This window comes from Paenibacillus sp. MAHUQ-63 (assembly GCF_028765165.1).
In the GTDB taxonomy this organism is placed as follows: domain Bacteria; phylum Bacillota; class Bacilli; order Paenibacillales; family NBRC-103111; genus Paenibacillus_E.
In genome coordinates this window covers 760,558-781,331 of sequence record NZ_JARADB010000003.1, presented here as the reverse complement: position 1 = coordinate 781,331, position 20,774 = coordinate 760,558, and the positions used below count along the sequence as shown (strand labels likewise).

Sequence of the window (20,774 nt, the reverse complement as noted above, 5' to 3'; positions counted from 1 at the left end):
AGAAGGGGGCACAGTCATGAAAAAAAAGGTCATCCTCGATGTGGATACGGGAATCGACGATGCGTTAGGCATTCTGCTCGCCGTCCGCAGCGGAGAGATGGATGTGCTTGGGATCACGACGGTGAACGGCAACGTCTCATTGGACCAAGCAACGAAGAATACTTGCAAGATCCTGCAGCTGCTTGGCATGGAGCATGAGATCCCGGTTATCAAAGGAGCGAACAAGCCTTTGATGCGGGGAACTTTTTTCGAGCATCGCGTTCATGGTCATGACGGGCTTGGCGGCGCATTAAGCGATATGCCGGTTCATATACAGGCTGCAGAAGGGCATGCCGTTGATTTCATCATCGACCAAGTGAAGCGCCATCCGGGAGAAGTCACGCTGGTCATGACAGCACCGTTAACGAATCTGGCTTTGGCTGTTATGAAGTATCCTGAACTCGTTCATCAGGTACAGGAAGTCATCGTGATGGGCGGCGTCGTCCAAGGCTTCGGCAATGTAACCCCTACGGCGGAATTCAATATGTACGTCGATCCGGAAGCCGCCAAGATCGTCTGCCAAGCGGGTTTCCCGGCGTTAACGCTCGTTGGGTTGGATGTAACCCGGAAAGCGCTGCTGACAGAGGAGCATATCCGCCAGCTCGGGGACTCGCCGATTGGCCGGTATGTCAAAGAAAGCACAGCGGCGTATATGGAGCGTTACTATGAACGCAACGGAGTTAGAGCTTGTGCCTTGCACGACCCGCTTGCTGTCGGGGTGGCACTGAATAAAGGGCTGGTTACAACCAAACAGTATTATGTTGATGTTGAAACGCGAAGCGAGCTCTGCGACGGGCAAACGGTCTGCGATTTCCAAGGCCGTCTGGCGCGAGAAGCTAATGTTCATGTGTGTTTAGAGGTATCGGCCGACGAATTTCTCCAACTTTTCATCCGCACGCTGCGTGCTTAGCGAACCTTAGGAACAGGAGTAAGCTGCATGAAAAAAACGTACTTATATTTGCTTTTGCTGCCGGGACTTTTGTTCCTGACGGTATTCATGGTAGTCCCGATCCTTCTGACGATAGGTTCAACTTTTTTTGACAAAGGGTCATTTACGTTCGGTGGCTACATGAATTTCTTCAAAGACCCTTATTTTCTTAAGATCGTGTTGACGACGCTGCGTGTCAGCCTCGTAACCACGCTGCTTTGTATCTTGCTGGGCTTTCCGGTCGCTTATTACATTTCTAAGCAGAGTCCGAGAATGAAGGCGGTTCTGCTGGCCTTAGCGATATTTCCGCTGTTGACGAGCTCTGTGGTCAGGTCGTTCAGCTGGATGATCATTTTGGGAAAAAAAGGATTGCTTAATAATGTGCTGCTTGCCATCGGTCTCATTCAAGAGCCGCTTGATATTTTGTACACGCCGGCAGCGATGATGATCGGTCTGATCCATTTGTTCCTGCCGCTCATTCTGATTACGCTGGTCGGCGTTCTTGAGAATATTGATCCGGATCTGATCAAAGCGGCGGAGAGCTTGGGCGCTAACCGGTTCACGGCCTTCGTCAAAGTCATCGTGCCGCTCAGCGTGCCGGGCCTAATCATAGGCAGTATTCTTGTTTTTGTCGGAAGCTTGACGGCGTACACGACGCCTGCATTGCTCGGAGGCAAGCAGCGGGTCATCTCCACCTTCCTCTATCAGAATGCGATTACGCTCAACGATTGGTATCTTGCTTCCGTCATCGCCGTCATTATGATCGTGATTACCTTCGTCGTCATCGCACTGATGAACAAGCTGGCGACCAAATTAAATCCGAAGGGGTAGTAATATGCGGGAAAAGAATCGAGGACTGGCCTTATTTACGTTTCTTGTCTATGTATTCTTGCTCGGGCCGCTCGTTATTATAGCTTTTGCTTCATTCGAGCCGGGAAGCGTATTGAAATTTCCGCCGACAGGATTCTCGTTGAAGTGGTACCGCAACATTCTGGAAGTCAAGATGTTCATGACGACCGCGGTCACCTCTGTCATCGTATCGCTGATCGGCAATCTGTTCGCTCTGCTGCTTGGCATTCCGGCCGCCTATGCGTTAAGCCGGTTTTCGTTTAAGGGGAAAGAGGCGCTCAATGCCGTTTTTATTTCTCCCGTGCTTATTCCGGGTATCGTGCTGGGGTTCACGATGCTGAAGTATTTGATCGTCACTTATCACCTTCCCATCTATGCAGCCTTGCTGATCGGGCACACGGTGATTATGCTACCTTTCATTATTAGAGTCATTGCCTCGAGCTTGGCGAATTTCGATTTTGCCATTGAAGAAGCGGCATTAAGTCTGGGCTCCGGCCAATTGAAAACTTTTTTCACAGTCGTTCTGCCGAACATCAAATCCGGTATTATTGCGGCGATTCTGATTGCCTTCCTGGAATCGTTTAATAATGTCGACATCTCGGTCTTCATGACAGGGCCGGGGGTCAGCACGCTGCCTATCCAAATGCTGACCTATGTGGAGAATCATTTTGACCCGACGATTGCCGCTATTTCGGTCCTGCTCATGATCTTCACCGCGGTACTTATGTTCATCATTGAACGGTTGATGGGATTATCCTACTTCACCAAACGATAACGGAGGGTTACATCCATGGCATTGCTTACGCTGGAGAATATTTCTGTAGCCTATGATCAGCAATATATTTTGAAGGACTTCAACTTGCAAGTAGACAAAGGAAACTTGATTTCGCTGCTAGGGCCAAGCGGTTGCGGCAAAACGACGACGTTACGGCTCATCGCCGGATTCCTGGAAGCTAAGGCCGGCAAATTCGCTTTAAACGGCAAAGATTACACACGCATCCCTGTTAACAAGCGCAATTTCGGCTTCGTTTTCCAGAGCTACGCCTTGTTTCCGCACTTGTCGATTTATGATAATGTCGCCTTCGGCCTTCGCCTTCGGAAGGTGAGCGGCGCCGAGCTGGATCGTCGTGTCCGGAAGATTCTGGATGTCGTCAGCTTGTCCGGATTCGAGAAGCGTTATCCGAAAGAGCTCTCGGGAGGCCAAAGACAGCGGGTAGCCATCGCCAGAGCACTAGTCATCGAGCCCGAGCTGCTGCTCTTCGACGAGCCCCTAAGCAACCTGGACGCCAATCTGCGCATCAACATGCGGGTCGAGATCCGGCGGATCCAGCAGGAGCTGGGGATCACCACGGTTTATGTTTCCCATGATCAAGAGGAATGTTTCTCGATCTCGGATCAAGTTGCCATTATGAATAAAGGGATTATCGAGCAATTAGGCGCACCGGCGACGATTTTCAAATATCCGAAAACGGAGTTCGTTGCCAGATTCATCGGGTTTACGAATTTCATCACCTTTGATACAAGATTTGATACCAACGAACATATCGCCTTGAAGGTGAAAGAACGCATGTTCACGGTAACGAAGGATGCCGGTAAAGGCGAGCAGCTTGGCCTGAAAGGGGCTATTCGCCCGGACGACGTGGGGATCGGACTGCCTGCCGAAATCGAGGATGGGCCGAATCGCTTGACGGGCCGTGTGAAGGTGAGCACCTTCTTGGGGAGAAGCTATCAATATGTCGTTGAAACGCCGCTGGGAGATTTCACCGTGAATAAAGAGATGGAAACTCCGTATGCGAACGGTCAAGAGGTAGGGCTTCATTTTCCAAGCGAGAAATTGGTATTAGTTGAGTAGTGTACTTGGAGGTTAAGACATATGCAAGTAGATTTGCTGATCGAGAATGTACAGATATACAATAGCTACTTCAAGACATTCATTAAGGGCAACGCCGCCTTGCTGGATGGCAAGTTTCTATATATCGGGAAGAATGGCGCGGACACGTTCGAAGCGGCCGAAACCGTAGATGGGGACGGGCGTTACATGATCCCCGGTCTCATTGATATCCATCTGCATATTGAAAGTACGATGGTCACGCCGGAGACGTTCTCCTACGGTCTCATTCGCAACGGTGTGACGACGATCGTGCCGGAGCCTCATGAGATCGCCAACGTGTTCGGTCTTGACGGGGTTAAGGAATTCATCAAGGCCAGCAAGAATTGCACGGCGGATATGTTCTATGCCATTCCAAGCTCGGTACCGGCCACTTCGATGGAAACGACCGGGGGCTCGATCGAGATTGCGGATCTGGATGAGCTGCTGCGGACGGAGCGAATTATTTGTTTGGGCGAGATTATGAATTATGTTGACGTGATCACGGATCCGGACTGCAAAACGAACCAAATTCTGCGCCATATTCGTAAGAATTATCCTCATCTCATTATTGAGGGGCATGTGCCGAAATTATTGGATCTGGATTTGCACCGGATGATCTACAGCGGGGTCGATTCCGACCATACGCACCAGACGATTGAGGGCATGGAGGCCCGGATCGCGGCAGGTATGTTCATTGAGATTCAGGAGAAATCCATGACGCCTGAAGTGATGGCGTATTTGATGGAGCATGAGGTGTCCGAGCATTACTGCTTTGTAACCGACGATGTGATGGCAGATTCGTTCGAGCGGAGGGGGCACTTGAACCATATTGTCTGTAAAGCGATCCGGATGGGCATGAAACCGGAGCATGCGATTTATGCCAGTACGCTGTCGCCGGCCAAAAGAATGCGAATGTATGACCGCGGCGTAATTGCGCCGGGCAAAATCGGTGACTTTCAATTAGTAACCGATCTTGATCATTTGACGATCGATCAAGTCTTCAAGAACGGACGCAAGGTCTATGATGTTCAGGAGGCGTACACGTATACGGCAAGCTCTCCAGCTTTTCCTGCGCATTATTATGAGAGCGTCCATATGCCGCTGTTAACGGAAGCCGATTTCGCTGTCAAGGCGGAAGCGGCGGATGGCCGTTATGCTTGCCGCGCCATGATGGTGAAGAACGGATCAACGTTCACGGAAGAACAGCACGTTGAGGTGGATGTTCACGCGGGGGAGCTCCGCTGGCAGGAAAGCGGCAAGGGACTTATTGCTACATTCGAACGGTATGGGAAAAACGGCAACCGCGCTTACGGTTTGATTGGCGGCGATACGATTAAGCGCGGCGCAGTGGCGACGACCTATTCCCACGATAATCATAATTTGCTCGTTGTCGGACACAATGCCCGCGATATGATGATCGCCGCCAATGAAGTGATTCGCAATCAAGGGGGCTTCAGCGTCGTAGAGGATGGCAAAGTGATCGCCGGTCTGAAGCTGCCGGTTGGCGGGATTCTGACCGAAGCGCCGCTCGAAGAGGTTGCGTCGGAAGTGGAACAATTGCGGAAAGCGATGGAGTCGTTAGGCTATAGCCATTATAATCCGATCATGTCCATCAGCACGCATTCACTGCCTGTCAGTCCGGCTTTGAAAATCACCGACTTCGGCTTAATCGACGTGAATCAGGGGGCTGTCGTGCCTCTCCTTATCAATCGTATATAATCCAGCAGGAAGCCGCTGCGTCAATCGCGGCTTTTTGCGTTGAATCCGGATGAACTCTATAACAATCTGACCGGTAACTATGAACCTATGCCTACTAAGGCGGGGTATCCCCAAGAATCACGATTTACGTTAGGCATATCCCCCGAATATGCGATTGATTCCACAGGCAATATACTTATTTATGATAGAATCAGCGCGAACTTAAGGAAAATTAAGGTGTTCGAGCCATAAAAATAAACCTTCCGAAAGGAAGGTTTATTTCTATGGGTATGCCCAAGATTACTTAGCATTCTCCGTATATTTCTTGAAATTGTCAAGAAACGCCTGCCAGCCTGCTTGCTGCTGCTCGACGGGATGCGTTCCTTCCGCTTCAAACTCTTCAACAATTCTGGTGTCATTACCTTGCGCAGTAAAATGAATGGTCACTTGTCTGCCATCTCCGAGCGTGTACACAAGCAATTCGTTTGTTTTCACTTCATCATACACACCGCCAAAATCAAAGCCAAAGCTGCCATCCTTAGCTTCCATTCGGGTTAGGAATTTACCGCCAGCCCTTAAATCATTTTCAGCGTTCGGCGCATGCCAGTCATCGGAAGCGAAAGACCATTGCGTAATGTGCTGCGGTTCCGTCCAATTGGCCCATACTTTCTCAACCGGTGCATGGACTGTGGTTTCAACCGTTATTGTCACTTTGTTACCTGTTTCCATTATCCTACCGCCTCACTATAGAGATTTGGACTTCTGACTAATTATACCATTACCAGGATGGGAATCGAAAGTTTTACAATAATAATAACAATAACGAAATCGGTTGGATACGCAAGACAGCCCTTCCGCCATGAATGACGAAAGGGCTGTCTAGTCATATCTAACATCAACCTCGGACCAATGGCTCGATGATGTAAGTAGATGTCGTTTCGGGTGAAGCGTCATGTTTGCCGTGTACGACCCATCCATAGGAAAGCACAGCTTTCAATCCGTCGCGCTCCTTCTCGGTAAGATGAGCCACGACGGATTCGCGACTTGGCTCCAGGTTTAGTTCGGCTTCATGCCCGTAAGCGAGCAGCAGCCAGCTGGCGATGCCGCGAAGTGTATTGTATTTGATTCGGTACCCATGCCGGACGGCATGTTCGAAGGCAGCCGAATCGCTGCCCGCCAGCTCGGTTAAGCGCGTATAGTCGAATTTGAATTTGCTGTCGTCTGTGGGGAGCTCGCCGTCACGGACCCGGCGAAGCAGCTCATCGGCCTGCCAACCTAGACTCTTAAGCGACTCCAGGATAAGCGCATCCCATTGGGACAGTTTAACCAGGTTTGTTTCGGAAGAGGACATCCTTAATCGCTCCTATCTGCGAGTACGATGCAAGAAAGAGACTGCTACGTCATTTTTCAGAATGAGGCAGTCTTTTTTGCATGCGGTTTACTTGCTAGTTTTATATTTGCTCAGGAACTCTTTCGCTTTAGCCGGATCGGCTTTGACTTCCAAGCCCGTTTTGACTAGCGGACTCAACGTCGATACGGCTTTGAACTTATTGTTTTTGTAATAAGCCAGGAACTCGTCTTGATTCAGAGAGTACAGCAAGGCTCTGCGCAAGTCGGCACTCTTCGCCACTTCGCGATTCTTGGTGTTGAACAACAGGTAAGACACAGCGTTACTAGGAATCGTTTGGAGCGAAAGCTTGCTATCGGCTTTCACAACGTCGAATTTAATCTCGGACACGCCGTAGAACAGATGAATCTCACCGCTCCTTAGCGCCGACAGGGAGCTTTCCGCGTCTTTAATGAAGCGAACTTTAATCGAGTCTACTTTGGGCTCGTATTTCGTGCCTTTCATGTATCCCGGGTTTTTGTAGAAGACAGCCTCATAATCGTTTTTATAGGACAGGATATAAGGACCGCTTGTATACAACTTATTATTGTATTTGGCGCCTTCGGTAACGGTTACCTGGTCGCCGTAAGAGATATCTTTATTCACGTCGTATTTCGCCACATCGTACGTATTAATGCTTTGGACTTGCTTCTTCGAGACGATACCCGCCGATTGGTGGGCGAGATAGTTCAATACTTGCGGGAAGGGCTCCGTCGTTGTCAGCTTAACGATCTGATACTTGCCTTCCTTATTGCTGGCCTTGGCTTTGTCGGAGACCAATGACGAAATTTTCGCATCAAGGCCTTTTTCCAATGCGGATTTGACCGTGTCAGAACTGCCTGACACTTTGACGGTTTCGAGAACGGCGGGGTCCGTTACAAGCTCAACGTTTTTGATATGTTCATGTAAAGTGAAGGTGCGGTGATTCGGAACGGAATTTTTGTCCTTAGCGCGATTCAGTGAGAAGATGACATCTTCTCCGCCTACGCGTTCGCCGGAATCGGCCGCGAGCTTGTCCTTAATCTCGGCGAATCGAATATCGTCCCGCAGGATGAAATAATAGTCGGAATTGCCTTCGGCGATTGCAAAGTTATACGACAGGGAACCTTCGGGGGTCAGCTTGTCGTCGTCTGCTAAGTTCAGCAAGCGCACGTACATGTTCGTGTTGATAATATTAATGGAGCCATCGTTAGCCTTAATCGGGTCAAGGGACGTTAATGAAGGAAGCGATGATTGCAATATGATAGGATCCTTGGCACGTTTGGAGGTATCCTTGAAGTCCAGCTCCTCCCATGGAAGGGAACGTGATTTCGAGAGGCGTACAGACTCTTTCTTTAGAATATCCTGATTAAACGCCTGGGCTTTGAGCGAGTTGTAGAGCGGCGCGATATAGGCTTTGTCAAAAACGAGCTGCTGCTCGAATTTCTTGTATGTTTCCGCGTACTGTTCCGGTGTCTGCGCTGCGGCTTGATCGATAAATTTGTCGATCTCGGGATCGCTCATGATGCTGTAGTCGCCGCCAGTTTTGAAGAGGGAACGCACCGCATAGTCCGGATTGCCGGTTACGGTAGTCCAGCTGGACAGGGCGATATCGAAATTGCCTGCGTCCTGCTGGGCTTTGAACGTGCCGTAATCCGGTTGGATGTTCAGTTTGACGTTGAAGCCGTTCTTGGTCAGTTGATCGCGGACGATGTTAAGGTCAGTCTCATTCGCGCTCGTGCCCAACAGCTCAATATCAACGGGAGTGTTGCTGACGGCAGCGTTCTCACTTCCTGGTGCTGGCGTTGCGGCAGCCTCATTCTTGGTTGTGAGGCTGCATCCGCTTAGCAGCATAGTGGCGCTGAGGATAACGGGGAAGATAATCTTACTTTTCTTAATCATGGAACTTGCCCTCCTATTAATATCTAATATATGAACGTACATTCATACCGAAATCCTGCATGTTTCGTAACGTAGCGGCTATGGAGTAAGAATGGAAATTCCTGAAGCATAACTTTAGTCCAGCTTGGGATCAAGCGCATCGCGTAATCCGTCTCCTAGAAAGTTGAAGGACAGCACCAACGCAATGATGGCAAGGCCGGGATATATGGCCGTATAGGCATGTGTTTCGAGATAGGAACTGCCTACTTTCAAAATATTGCCCCACTCCGGGATATGCGGTTCAACGCCTAGCCCGAGATAGCTCAAGGAGCTCGTTGAGATGACAGCTCCGCCGACAGTCAACGTGGACTTGACAATCATCGGCGCAATGGCGTTCGGTACGATATGCCTGAGAAGGATAGTCAGATCTCCTGCACCGAAGGCGCGTGCAGCCTGCACATACTCAAGCGATGAGACGAGCAGTACGGTAGCTCGCATCGTTCGGGCATACGTAGGGATGGCCCCTATGCTCAGCGCAAGGATGAGATTGACCGTACTGGCGCCGAAAGCGGCGATGATCGCAATGGCCAGCAGGATGCCGGGAATGGCGTACAGAACATCGAGCGCCCGCATGATGAGATTGTCCGTATGGCGTCCATAGTAACCGGATACCGCCCCCAATGCCCCGCCGACGATGACGGGGATCAACGTGGAGAGGATGCCGACGAAGAGCGAGATGCGAGCGCCGAATACGATCCGGGAGAACAAGCAGCGTCCGAAATTGTCTGTCCCTAGCGGATAAGCCAGGCTTGGAGCTTGTAAGATCGCCCCGTAATTATTGTCGATGGCGATTCCATAATCGAACGTCAAGTAGCTGCACAAGGAGATAGCCAGGAGAAAGCCAATGAACCACAAGCCCAGCATTGAGGTGGTGCTGCGGGACAGCCGGTCGATGACCTCATTCAGCTTCGATTCTGACGTACCATCCGTATTCCGAAGCTTGGCTATCAACAGGACACCGAGCGTCAGCGCGAACAAATTACCGGTTACGGAGGTCACCAACAGCAGGGCGGTGACTATCCACATCCACTTGGGCAAGATCTTATTTTCTGCGTATTTGGCGACTAGCAGCAGGGCAATCAATTGAACGGCTCCGGCCGCCAGCAGAAGAGACATACCGGGCACGAATAAGTTGGATACATATGGCTTAAAGACGTTCAATGCCGATACGGCGCAAACGAATACGGTCGTCAACAGCGCGTAGACCGCGAGTGTGTAAGCTGAGCTCTTTTGGCGCTTGATAAGCTGAAAGGCAGCCGTTACGACAAAGATATTGACGGTCAGCAAACTGGTTAGCAGCACATAGCCAGTTAGGCGGGTGGTGCGGCGCAGCTCTCCGTGGCGGATCAAGTCTCTGCGGATCAGAGCCATTGTACCCAGTTGGAGCAGCGCGAAGAGCAAATAGGCAGCAAAGGCAGCGAAGACGACAGGCTTCACGAACGATGCTTCGCCCCCCTGCAAGCTGTTCATGAGCAGTACCAAGGCCATAACCAACGAAGCTATTCCGGCGAAGCCGGCTTGCCCGTATTCGGCACAGGAACGTAGTCTGAAGTGCATGTGTTGTTTCGATAGAGTGGGTTGTCGGATCATGCGGCTCACCTGCTAATATTGTTTCATTTTGGAACGTATTCTTGGATCGATGAAAGCGTACAAAATATCAATGATAACGTTGACGATCGAGATCGTGATGGCGGTATAGATGACCCCGCCCATAATGCTTGGGATATCAGGGATGAACTGCTTGTCTACGATATAGCTTCCAAGCCCGCTGATATTGAAAACCTTCTCCGTCACGGCAGCTCCTCCGAGCATTCCGCCGAACTGAAGTCCGATGACTGTAATGATAGGGATCAGGGCATTGCCGACAGCGTGCTTCCACAGCACTTGCCTGCGCGACAGTCCTTTGGCCTTCGCCGTCGTAATGTAATCCTCGTGAATGACCTCAAGTATAGAAGAGCGGGTCATTCGGGCGACAGCTGCCGTAAGACCGGTTCCCAATACGATAATCGGCAGGATCATTGTCAACGCGTTCTGCGGATTATATGTAGCGGGCAGCCAATGCAGCTTGATAGAGAAATTCAGAATCAGAATCAGTCCTTGCCAGAAGTTCGGGATCGATAGTCCGATCAGAGCGAGAAGCATGAACGTGTAGTCCAAGAATGAATTAGGCCGTGTAGCTGAAATGAGCCCAATGGGCAGTGCGATCAATACGGCTGCGACCGTCGAGATGACGGTCAGCGTCAGTGTCACGGGAAACTTCGAAGCGATGGAAGTGGTGACCACTTCATTGCCTGCGAATGACTTGCCCAGATCGAAAGTCAGTATACCCCGGAACGTATCCCAGAGCTGAATGAGATAGGGCTGGTCCAGTCCGTATACCTTGTTGAATGCGGCAATCTGCTCAGCGGTAGCGGTCTCCCCAATAATGTTGGCGGCTGGATTCATCGGCGATACATAGAGAATGGTGAAGACGAGAAAAGCGACTCCGAAAATAACAAAGACGGTCATCCAAAGACGCTCGATTGTATATTTTAGATAAGGGTTGCTATAGATGAACATCAGCGCATACATAAGGAAGCCAAGGATAACCGATATCGTGAGAAACACAGGGTGTCGGATTAACCGGACAAACGTATCCGCATAAGTGACCGGCGTTTGGTCCTCTCGATTGGACCCGGCTGTGAGCTCGCTTAATAAGGCTTCCTTGAATGTGGCCGACGCAATCCGGTCAGCATCCCGTTCCAGCTTCTCCGGCATAACGGCTTGTCCGAAAAATTGATGCTTGCGTACAAGCTGTTCCTTCGTCTCCGTGAGCAGCTTGTCCCTGCAGCCGGATGCAATCCATTCCCGCTCTAACTTATCCAGCGCATTCTTATACCTACTCTCCTTCTTGCGGCGGAGGTAGACGAGATAGATGACTGGATGCAAGGGAGCTCCGGTCAGCAGGAGCAAGATGCGGTAAGTTGGATGCAATAGCATTTTGATGAAGATGTTCCCGAGTCGGTCGACTAAACGGGAATCCATTGGGACAGTGTGCCCGCTCAAGTTTGTGTGCTCCTTTTATTGGTTAGTTTTATATTGCATTATTCCGATCGATATAGTAGATTTTAAATTGAGCAATCAAAGTTGTCAATAACACTTGAAATATTATTTCTTTCTGTATGATTTTGATAAACTTATATTTTTGCAAGTGACTCAGATCAATAGAATGATTTTGCCAATTATTCATAAGACAAAGGTGATCCTATGAAGTCAATCTTAGAAGTAAACAACTTATCTGTTTCGTTCTATGCCAGGGATAAAGAAGTTGAAGCCGTTCGCCATGTAAGCTTCTCGGTACATGAAGGCGAAACGCTGGGCATCGTAGGGGAATCCGGCAGCGGGAAAAGCGTTACGGCACGTACGATTATGCGGTTGTTGCCCGCGCCTCCTTCAAAGGTGAAGAACGGGAAGGTTCTGTTCAAAGGAGAGAATCTGGCGGATAAGACGGATTCGGAGATGGAGGAGATTCGCGGACGTGATATCGGCATGATCTTCCAGGATCCGATGTCCTCCTTGAACCCGACGATGCGCATTGGACGGCAGATTGAGGAGAGTCTGATTAAGCACAGGGGGCTCGGCAAGGAGCAGGCGCATCGGGATGCGGTCGAGATGCTGAAGCTGGTCGGCATTCCTGACGCAGAAGCCCGCTATTTCCAGTATCCGCATGAATTTTCCGGCGGGATGCGCCAGCGGGTGATGATCGCAATTGCTCTTGCTTGCCGGCCGTCACTGCTTATCGCCGACGAACCGACGACTTCTCTGGATGTCACTATTCAATCGCAAATTTTGCACCAGATGAAGGAAATTCAGCGCAAGCTCGGTACATCGATTATTTTAATTACCCATGATCTGGGGGTGGTTGCCGGAATGTGCGACCGTGTTGTCGTTATGAAGGACGGTGAGGTCGTCGAGACCGGCACGACGCAGGAAATTTTCTCTTCGCCGAAACATCCATATACGGTTCGTCTGCTGCAGGCATTGCCCCGGCTTGATGAGAAGAAGAAGGCCAAGCCAGTCTCCGCTGTCAGCCGTTCAATCAATAACCTTCCCCTGCTGGAAGTCCGGTCGCTCAGACAACACTTCAATTTGGGCAAAGGACAGATTATTCGAGCAGTCAACGATATCAGCTTCGATATCCGCGCAGGGGAGACACTTGGCGTCGTCGGTGAATCCGGCAGCGGCAAATCCACCACCGGGCGGACCATTCTGAGATTGCATGAGGCGACGGGCGGAGAGGTGCTGTACAAAGGCATCCCGATCAATCGGCTGTCCCGCAGCGAGATGAAGACGATGCGGCGTTACATGCAGATGATCTTTCAGGACCCCTATGCATCGCTCAATCCCCGGCTGCGCATTGCCGATATTATCGGCGAAGCATTGGACCTTCATCGGATGACCACCGGCAAGCTGGAGCGGCAGCGAAGGATCGAGGAGCTGCTGGACATGGTCGGTCTCAGCGCATCGCATGCTATGCGCTACCCGCACGAGTTCTCGGGCGGTCAGCGGCAACGAATCGGCATCGCCCGCACATTGGCTGTCGAGCCCGAGTTTATCGTCTGCGACGAGCCGTTGTCAGCACTCGACGTCTCCATTCAAGCCCAGATCGTCAAGCTGCTGGAGGAACTGCAGCAGCGGCTGGGGCTGACGTATTTGTTCATCGCTCACGATCTGTCGATGGTTAAGCATATCAGCGACCGTGTGGCTGTTATGTATAAAGGGAAGATCGTCGAGCTGGCGGAGAGCGAAGAGCTGTACGCAAACCCGCTGCATCCATATACCAAGTCGCTGCTGGCTGCGATTCCGGTGCCAGATCCAGCGGTGGAGTCCCGCAAGAAGTTCGTGCCGCCTATCGATCCTACGACTCAGGATCCGTACGGGCTGGAACGGTCGCGGTTCGTGGAAGTGAAGACCGGGCATTGGCTGGCGGTAAGCGAGTAACGGAGAATAGAAGTATGAATGATGCAGAGCAGCCGATATGGCTGCTTTTTTTAATCGTGGTGACCGAAAGCGCGGATGAGAATCAAATCATAATGCAGCAACATTTTATCGTAATTCAGCCAAACATAAAACGGTCAGGTTTTGTTAAGCTATCTTTTAATCCATATAACAAATGTTGACAAGGAGAGACTATGAGAAACCTGGAAGCGGCGAATAAGAAACTTAGATTATGGTACCGGAAGCCGGCCAAGCAGTGGACGGAGGCATTGCCGGTAGGCAACGGTCGTTTAGGCGGCATGATTTTCGGCCAGGTCATGGAGGAGAAGATCCAGTTAAACGAGGATTCCATCTGGTATGGCGGGCCCAAGGTGGGAGAGAATCCGGACGCGCTGGAGAACCTCCCGCATATTCGCAAGCTGCTATTCGATGGTGATGTAGAGCAAGCGACTTATCTAGCGAGGATGTCCATGTTCTCATCGCCCAAATATTATAATCCGTATCAGCCGCTTGGGGAGATGAAGCTGTTTTTCAACATTAGGCAAGGAGAGGTCCACTCTTACTTGCGTGAATTGGACCTGCAGACAGGGATAACCCGGGTTCTTTACCATGTTGGCGATACGGCTTACACCAGGGAAATCTTCGCAAGCTACCCGGACCAGGTGATGGCCATTCATATGACCTGCAGCAAGCCGGGCGGGCTTACGTTCTGTGTGAATTTGAACCGGCGTCCTTATGAGGGAGATAGCTATGCACGGTCCTCAGACAGCATTGTGATGAACGGCGAATGCGGCAAGGACGGAGTTGCCTTCAGCGGCGTGCTTAGAGCCAAGTCTCCGGATGGCGTGATCAAGACGATCGGCGACTTTATTTCCGTGGAAGGCGCCTCCGAAGTGACGCTGCTATTTGCGGCCAACAGTACATTCCGGGAGGCCGATCCGGCAGCAGCCTGCTTGCGCCAGCTGGAGGAAGCGGATGCGTACACTTATGCCGAGCTGAAACAGAGGCACTCCGCGGATTACCGGTCGCTGTTCGAACGCGTCGAATTCAGCTTGTCGTCACCGGAAGAGGAGCAGCTACTGGCAACCGACGAGCTCATGCAAGCGGCAGCGGAGGGAAGGCCGAAGCAAAGCGAGCGGTTGACGGAACTATATTTCCAGTATGGCCGTTATCTGACCATTGCCAGTTCCCGTCCCGGAAGTCTCCCTTCCAACCTGCAAGGGATATGGAATGACAGCTTCACGCCCCCATGGGAGTCTAAGTATACGATTAATATTAATACACAAATGAATTATTGGCCGGTTGAGGTCTGTGGTCTGTCGGAATGCCATGAACCGCTGTTTGGGCTGGTGGAAAGAATGCGAGTCCCAGGAAGAGTAACGGCGAAGAAGCTGTACGGCTGCGGAGGTTTCGTGGCGCACCATAATACGAATATATGGGGGGAGACCCGGCCTGAGGGTATTCTCGCCACCAGCGTCCTGTGGCCGATGGGGGCGGCATGGTTAAGCATGCATCTGTGGGAGCATTATGCGTATACGTTGGATTTGACCTTTCTGCAGGAGCGGGCTTATCCTGTGTTAAAAGAAGCGGCGGAGTTCTTCATGGACTATTTGACGGAAGCCCCGGATGGAACCTATGTGACAGGGCCTTCGATTTCTCCGGAGAACAGCTATATATTGCCGAACGGAGTGAAAGGTACTCTGTGCATGGGCCCGTCCATGGATACGCAGATCGTCCGCGCCTTGTTCGAAGCTTGCATCGCAAGCAGCGGGCTGTTGTCGTGCGACGAAGACTTTCGCAGCCAATTGACGGAGCGAATGGCTAAGCTTCCGCAGCCGCGAATCGGAGCGAACGGCCAGTTATTGGAATGGCTCGAGGATTATGCGGAATTCGAACCCGGCCACCGGCATATCTCGCACCTGTTTGCGCTGCATCCCGGAACACAGATTGACATCCATGCGACGCCGGAGCTTGCGGAAGCCGCTATGGTGACGCTGCGAAACAGACTGGCGAACGGAGGCGGCCATACGGGATGGAGCTGTGCGTGGATCATCAACATGTTCGCACGGCTCGGGGATGGCGGCTCGGCGCTCGCCTATCTGTCGAATCTGTTCGAGAAATCCACATACCCGAATTTATTCGACGCACATCCGCCATTCCAGATTGACGGGAATTTCGGGGCGGTAGCGGGCATTGCAGAGATGCTGCTCCAGAGCCACATGGGCGAGCTTAATCTGCTGCCGGCCCTGCCTGACGAGTGGAAGTCCGGCCGTATCAAGGGCATTAGAGCGCGAGGCGGCTATGTTGTTGATCTGGTTTGGGACGAAGGGCAATTAAGCGAAGCGGCGATACAAGCATCTAGGAGTGGTGTCTGTACGGTTCGCAGCACCGTCCCTATCGTCGTGATGTTGGATGAACAGGAGGTCGCCCGGTCCGGCAAGGATCCGTTAACAAGCTTCCAAGTGCAGGGGGGACATACGTACCGGCTCCTCAAGTGTTAATACAAACACAACATCAGTGGTAAAAAACACATTCCTGATCGTCCCCAGCGAGGGTAAGATGTAGATATCCGATTCCGTTGGATAATTACGATAAAGAATGGGGCAGAAACGAATGAGAAAAGGGATGGTTGTTACATTAACCCTGGTTCTGGCAGCTGGCGCGCTGATGGGGTGCGGGAGCGGAGATCCGAAACCGCAGGCGGGCCAGGCAGCCAAGAAAGAAGACGTACAGAAATTTTCCATGTCCATGAGCACCAGCGGATTCAAATATGCCGAGCAAACGCCAGATGTGAATAAGGAGAAATGGGTGAAAAAGCTGGAGGAACTGACGAACGTTGATCTCGATCTTCGGATGATTCCTCTGAAAGATTTCGACCAGAAGATGTCTCTGATGTTCGCTTCCAACGATATTCCGGATGTCGTGCAAAATGTCGGTGGCGCTACGACGAAGGGGATGTCAGGATCGGTGGAAGCCGGGGTCTTCATGCCATTGGACGATTTATTGAAGCAGTATGCTCCAAACATCATGAAAGCGGTGCCAAAGGAAGCGTGGCAAGAGACCAGCTATAACGGTCAAATCTACGGGATTCCATCGTGGCTCTCCAATCCGTCCCGCCGTGCCACCTTCATTCGAACAGATTTACTTGCCAAAACAGGACTTCCCGCACCAAAAACAGTGGATGAATTTCTGAATGTGATGAGAGCGCTCAAAGCCAACGGGGTTGAGAATCCGTACCAAATGCGTGAGAATTTCAAGTATGCCGATACGATTCTCGGCGCGTTCGACGTGCTCCCTGCGCAATTCGAAGTGAAGGGTGAGCAAGTCGTTCCGAAATTTTTCGATGTGGAGAATATGACCAAGGCGCTTCAGACGTTCAAGACGATGTTTGACGAAGGCTTGATTCCCAAGGATTTCGCCTCCATCAGTTCAACCGATTATAACAAAAACATCGAAGCGGGCAAGGTCGGTATGTGGTCGGCGAATGCTCAAAGCTTGTCCAATTATCGCAACAAATTGAAGAACCTGGTGCCGGATGGGAAAATTGAAATTATTTCATCCCCTCGCGGTCCGGAGAACTTCGGCGGACATCTGCTTTACTCCAGTATCGGTACGTCCTATTACATTAATAATAAGGTCTCGAAGGAGAAAGCGATCGGGATTATTCAATTCTTCGAATGGATGCTGACGCCGGAAGCCGAGAAATATTTCTCCTTCGGCATCGAAGGCGATACGTATACGACCGAGAATGGCCAAATCAAATTTACGCCTCCAACGGCTACTGCTGCCATTGAGGAAGATCAATTCCGCGGGATGTTCTGGTTCGTGCATGATGTCGTCTACAACAAAGCCAAAGAAGAGATGTCCGCGGACGGGCGCGATATGATCAAGTACCTGGACACGGTCGTCTCCAAGGAGGGCTTAGGCACGATCCGTTTCGTACCGCAGCTTGAATCGTTCTCGAAGTATCCGGACGCAGCCCCTGCGGGCGACGATGTAGGACCGAAACTTATCCTCGAGCATATGGTTAAGATGATTTACGGCAAAGAGCCGATCTCCGATTGGCCGAAAGTGATTGAAGAGTATAAGAATAAAGGCGGCAATGATATTATAAAAGAAGCTACGGAGCGTTATAAGAAAGGCAATGGCGCTATCGTTTCCAAAAATGTAAATTAAGATGGTCAGTTCACAGGAAAAAAGGAATTGTTCCCGCAAGCGGTGGACAAGTCCCTTTTTTCTTTGGAGCGGAGGCGGAGGCTTGGGCAGCATGAGACTGTTAATCGTAGATGATGAACCTGTAATTCGCAACGGCCTGATGATGATGGCGCAAAGCTATACGCACAAGTTTCAACACATTGAAACTTCGGTCAATGGTGTGGACGCACTGGAGTACATTATGCAGTTTGAACCGGACCTGCTTGTGACGGATATCCGAATGCCCAAGATGGACGGCTTGGAGCTTTGCCGTAACGTTTATGAGAATTACCCGCATATTATGATGGTCGTTGTGTCGGGCTACAGCGATTTCGATTACGCGCAGAAGTGCCTGTCATACGGAGTCAAACACTATTTGCTTAAGCCGGTTACACCGCCGGATCTGCATGATGTATTCGACAGTATGATGAAATCGCAATCGCAAGGGTATATTCCGGTTACACGCTATGTGGACTGGGTTGAACGGATCGAACACAGTATCTGGCTGCTTCAGGAAGACGAGCTGCGGAAAATTATGGAGGAGTGGAAAGAATCCGGCTCCCATTTGACTGCGGCTCAGCTGAAGAGTCAACTGCTGGATACGGCAGCGCTGCTGCAGAAACAGTTCCAAGAGAAGAACCGGCAGCTCAGCACCGAGATGACGGAAGCCTTCGAAGCGTCTTCCAAGGCGGAGCTTTATCAAGAATTCGAGGATCGGCTGCAAACTGTGATGTCGGATATTTTGGTTATGCGCCGGGGCAATTTCAAAGATCCCATGGAGGAAGCCAAATCTTACATCGATAATCATCTGTCCGTCGATATTTCTCTCAAGGAAGTGGCGGATCGGGTAGGGATTACACCGAATTATTTCAGCACCTTGTTCAAAAAGATGACGAATGAAACCTTCGTCAGTTACCGGATTCATAAACGTATGAACAAAGCTCGCGAGCTGCTGGCGGTTCCACACCTGCGAACCGTGGACATTGCGGCAGAGGTAGGATTCGAGGATTACCCCCATTTCACCAAAACCTTCAAGAAAATCTTCGGTATTTCACCATCGGATTACCGGGATACGCTCGGCATGAAATGAAGAGATTGAATTTATACCCTAAATTGTTTCTGTCCTATTTGGTTGTGATTCTGATTTCTTTGACCAGCGTCGGCGTTTTCTCCTACTGGAGCTCCTCCAACGAACTGGATCAAATCGTGGAGAAGCAGCTGGCACAGGTGGTAGGCAATGCCGCTCACCATACGGATCTGTATATTCGGAGCTATGAGAGGTCGATGGTGTCATTATTGAGCAGCAATGATGTAAAGAGGTTCATCGACCTCCCTGAAGGTGAGAACGGATACCCTTATTATGAGCTGCGCAAGCTGATTAAAGAGCTTATTATTGAACCGGCGTTCGCCCGTAACCCGGAAATTTCCAATATTTATATGATCTCCTTCCATAACAATGCGATGTATTTCTATAATGATTCCGTTGGCGGCTCGTTCAACAAGCTGGAAGCTCAACAACAGCTGGAATTTCTCAAAGCCAATACGGATCCGAGTGGAAGCCTGAGCGTGCTGAACTACAGCATTGTGACCGGACAACCCAATATCTCGCTGGTCCGGCAGATTCGCGGACTTTCCTCGACGGAACCCCGAGGCATTCTGGTGGTGGAATTGCGGGCGGCCGAGCTGTCCGAGCTGTGGAAGGGCATTGATCTGGGGGAGAACGGCTACTTCTTCATCTCCGATGAGAACGGCAAGTATGTGTATCACCCGGAGACGGAGCGAACGGCCACGAAGCTGCCCGAAGAGATACGCAGCCAGGTGCTGGAGGCAGGCTCGCATGCCTTCACGGCGATTCTGGACGGCAAGCCGCAAATGTTCATGAGCAAGCGCTCCACATATGGCGATTGGCGGCTGGTTGTCGCCATGTCGGTGGCGGAGCTGCGCAAACCGAGCGATACGATTCGGACGACGACGATCGTTGTCGGGTGCTTTACGCTCGGTATTGCGCTGTGGATCGCATTCCGGTTCGGCCGGTCGATCACGGGGCCGATACGCTTGCTGCGAGGTGCAATGCGCCAGACGGAGCAAGGGAACTGGGTGCAAATTCCGCTTCCGGAGCACCGGGATGAGGTTACGGAGCTGATGAGCCGTTATAATCTCATGGTGACCCGCCTTTCGGAGCTTATCAATCAGGTCTATCAAGCCGAGTTAAGCGATCAGAAGAGTCAGATGGAGCGCCAGAAGGCGGAGCTGCAGTCTTTGCAGCTGCAAATAAATCCGCATTTCCTGTACAATACGCTGGAAACGATCGTCTGTTATGCAGTCATCCGGGATTCCAAAGAAATATATGAAATCGTCAAGGCGCTTGCCTATATGCTGCGTTATTCGGTACAGACGAATTTGGAAGAGATCACCGTCACGAACGAATTAAAGCATGTTATGTTCTACCTCGTCGTTCTTAAGCATCGTATCGGCAGGGAGTTCGATATCGATGTCCGGATTCATCCGGATTATTTGCTGTACAACATGGTTCGGTTAACGCTGCAGCCGCTGATCGAGAACGCTTTCCAACATGCTTTCGCAGACGGCGTGGAGGATTATCATTATATTCGCATCGACGCAGGGGAGGATGAAGATAAGTTCTGGGTTAGCGTGGAGGATAACGGACTCGGTATCAACGAGGCCAGGCTGGAGGAGCTGCGTGAGAAGCTGCACACGAACCAGCTCGCGGATAAAGAGAAGGACGCTGCCACAGGCATCGGCGGCATTGGCATGGTGAATGTCCACCGGAGAATTCAGATGGTGTTCGGCGAACAGTACGGCTTGCAGATCGAGAGTCAAGTGGACAAGGGGACCAAGCTGATCATGGTCATGCCTACCTTGGCCAGGGGTAATTGATTGTAGGGAAGGAC

Annotated in this window: 15 protein-coding genes; 10 read left to right on the top strand and 5 right to left on the bottom strand. The window is 51.0% G+C overall.

Features of this window, described 5'->3' with window-relative positions:
* Nucleotides 1-16: 16 nt before the first annotated feature.
* The 5 genes from PUT07_RS19475 to PUT07_RS19455 are packed head-to-tail and all read left to right on the top strand — an operon-like array spanning nucleotide 17 to nucleotide 5,405.
* Nucleotides 17-949 carry a nucleoside hydrolase gene (locus PUT07_RS19475; protein WP_274470033.1) on the top strand — a complete coding sequence of 311 codons (933 nt, stop codon included), beginning with the start codon at nucleotides 17-19 and terminating at the stop codon, nucleotides 947-949.
* Between the two features lie 27 nt (nucleotides 950-976).
* Nucleotides 977-1,798, top strand: coding sequence for an ABC transporter permease (locus tag PUT07_RS19470; protein WP_274470032.1), 822 nt, complete (start codon nucleotides 977-979; stop codon nucleotides 1,796-1,798).
* 4 nt (nucleotides 1,799-1,802) lie between these two features.
* A complete protein-coding gene (locus PUT07_RS19465; protein WP_274470030.1) occupies nucleotides 1,803-2,591 on the top strand; it encodes an ABC transporter permease in 789 nt (262 codons plus the stop codon).
* A gap of 15 nt (nucleotides 2,592-2,606) precedes the next feature.
* Complete coding sequence (locus PUT07_RS19460; RefSeq protein WP_274470029.1) at nucleotides 2,607-3,668, top strand: ABC transporter ATP-binding protein; 1,062 nt, start codon at nucleotides 2,607-2,609, stop codon at nucleotides 3,666-3,668.
* A gap of 21 nt (nucleotides 3,669-3,689) precedes the next feature.
* A complete protein-coding gene (locus tag PUT07_RS19455) occupies nucleotides 3,690-5,405 on the top strand; it encodes an adenine deaminase C-terminal domain-containing protein (RefSeq protein WP_274470028.1) in 1,716 nt (571 codons plus the stop codon).
* Nucleotides 5,406-5,684: 279 nt separating this feature from the next.
* On the opposite strand, the gene PUT07_RS19450 is transcribed toward PUT07_RS19455, so the two are convergent.
* The 5 genes from PUT07_RS19450 to PUT07_RS19430 all read right to left on the bottom strand — a co-directional run bounded on the left by PUT07_RS19450 (nucleotide 5,685) and on the right by PUT07_RS19430 (nucleotide 11,736).
* Complete coding sequence (locus PUT07_RS19450; RefSeq protein ID WP_274470027.1) at nucleotides 5,685-6,113, bottom strand: SRPBCC family protein; 429 nt, start codon at nucleotides 6,111-6,113, stop codon at nucleotides 5,685-5,687.
* Between the two features lie 166 nt (nucleotides 6,114-6,279).
* Nucleotides 6,280-6,735 (bottom strand): hypothetical protein, encoded by a 456-nt coding sequence (locus PUT07_RS19445; protein ID WP_274470026.1) that lies wholly within the window; start codon nucleotides 6,733-6,735, stop codon nucleotides 6,280-6,282.
* A gap of 87 nt (nucleotides 6,736-6,822) precedes the next feature.
* Nucleotides 6,823-8,652, bottom strand: a complete 1,830-nt coding sequence (locus PUT07_RS19440) for an ABC transporter substrate-binding protein (RefSeq protein WP_274470025.1) — start codon at nucleotides 8,650-8,652, stop codon at nucleotides 6,823-6,825.
* A 114-nt stretch (nucleotides 8,653-8,766) separates the two neighbouring features.
* Nucleotides 8,767-10,281, bottom strand: a complete 1,515-nt coding sequence (locus tag PUT07_RS19435) for an ABC transporter permease (protein ID WP_274470024.1) — start codon at nucleotides 10,279-10,281, stop codon at nucleotides 8,767-8,769.
* A gap of 12 nt (nucleotides 10,282-10,293) precedes the next feature.
* Complete coding sequence (locus PUT07_RS19430; RefSeq protein ID WP_379240056.1) at nucleotides 10,294-11,736, bottom strand: ABC transporter permease; 1,443 nt, start codon at nucleotides 11,734-11,736, stop codon at nucleotides 10,294-10,296.
* Between the two features lie 201 nt (nucleotides 11,737-11,937).
* Here PUT07_RS19430 and PUT07_RS19425 point away from each other — a divergent pair, with 201 nt between their 5' ends.
* The 5 genes from PUT07_RS19425 (at nucleotide 11,938) to PUT07_RS19405 (ending at nucleotide 20,760) form a co-directional block, all read left to right on the top strand.
* The gene (locus tag PUT07_RS19425) at nucleotides 11,938-13,671 is read left to right on the top strand and encodes an ABC transporter ATP-binding protein (RefSeq protein ID WP_274470023.1); all 1,734 of its coding nucleotides are present in this window, start codon (nucleotides 11,938-11,940) and stop codon (nucleotides 13,669-13,671) included.
* Between the two features lie 191 nt (nucleotides 13,672-13,862).
* Nucleotides 13,863-16,169: a glycoside hydrolase family 95 protein gene (locus PUT07_RS19420; RefSeq protein WP_274470022.1), complete on the top strand. Its 2,307-nt coding sequence runs from the start codon at nucleotides 13,863-13,865 to the stop codon at nucleotides 16,167-16,169.
* Nucleotides 16,170-16,281: 112 nt separating this feature from the next.
* On the top strand, nucleotides 16,282-17,844 hold the full coding sequence (locus PUT07_RS19415) for an extracellular solute-binding protein (protein WP_274470021.1): 1,563 nt from the start codon (nucleotides 16,282-16,284) through the stop codon (nucleotides 17,842-17,844).
* Nucleotides 17,845-17,935: 91 nt separating this feature from the next.
* Nucleotides 17,936-18,952 (top strand): response regulator, encoded by a 1,017-nt coding sequence (locus PUT07_RS19410; protein WP_274470020.1) that lies wholly within the window; start codon nucleotides 17,936-17,938, stop codon nucleotides 18,950-18,952.
* Nucleotides 18,949-20,760 (top strand): cache domain-containing sensor histidine kinase, encoded by a 1,812-nt coding sequence (locus PUT07_RS19405; protein ID WP_274470019.1) that lies wholly within the window; start codon nucleotides 18,949-18,951, stop codon nucleotides 20,758-20,760. Before PUT07_RS19410 ends, PUT07_RS19405 begins: the two co-directional genes overlap by 4 nt.
* Nucleotides 20,761-20,774 lie beyond the last annotated feature (14 nt).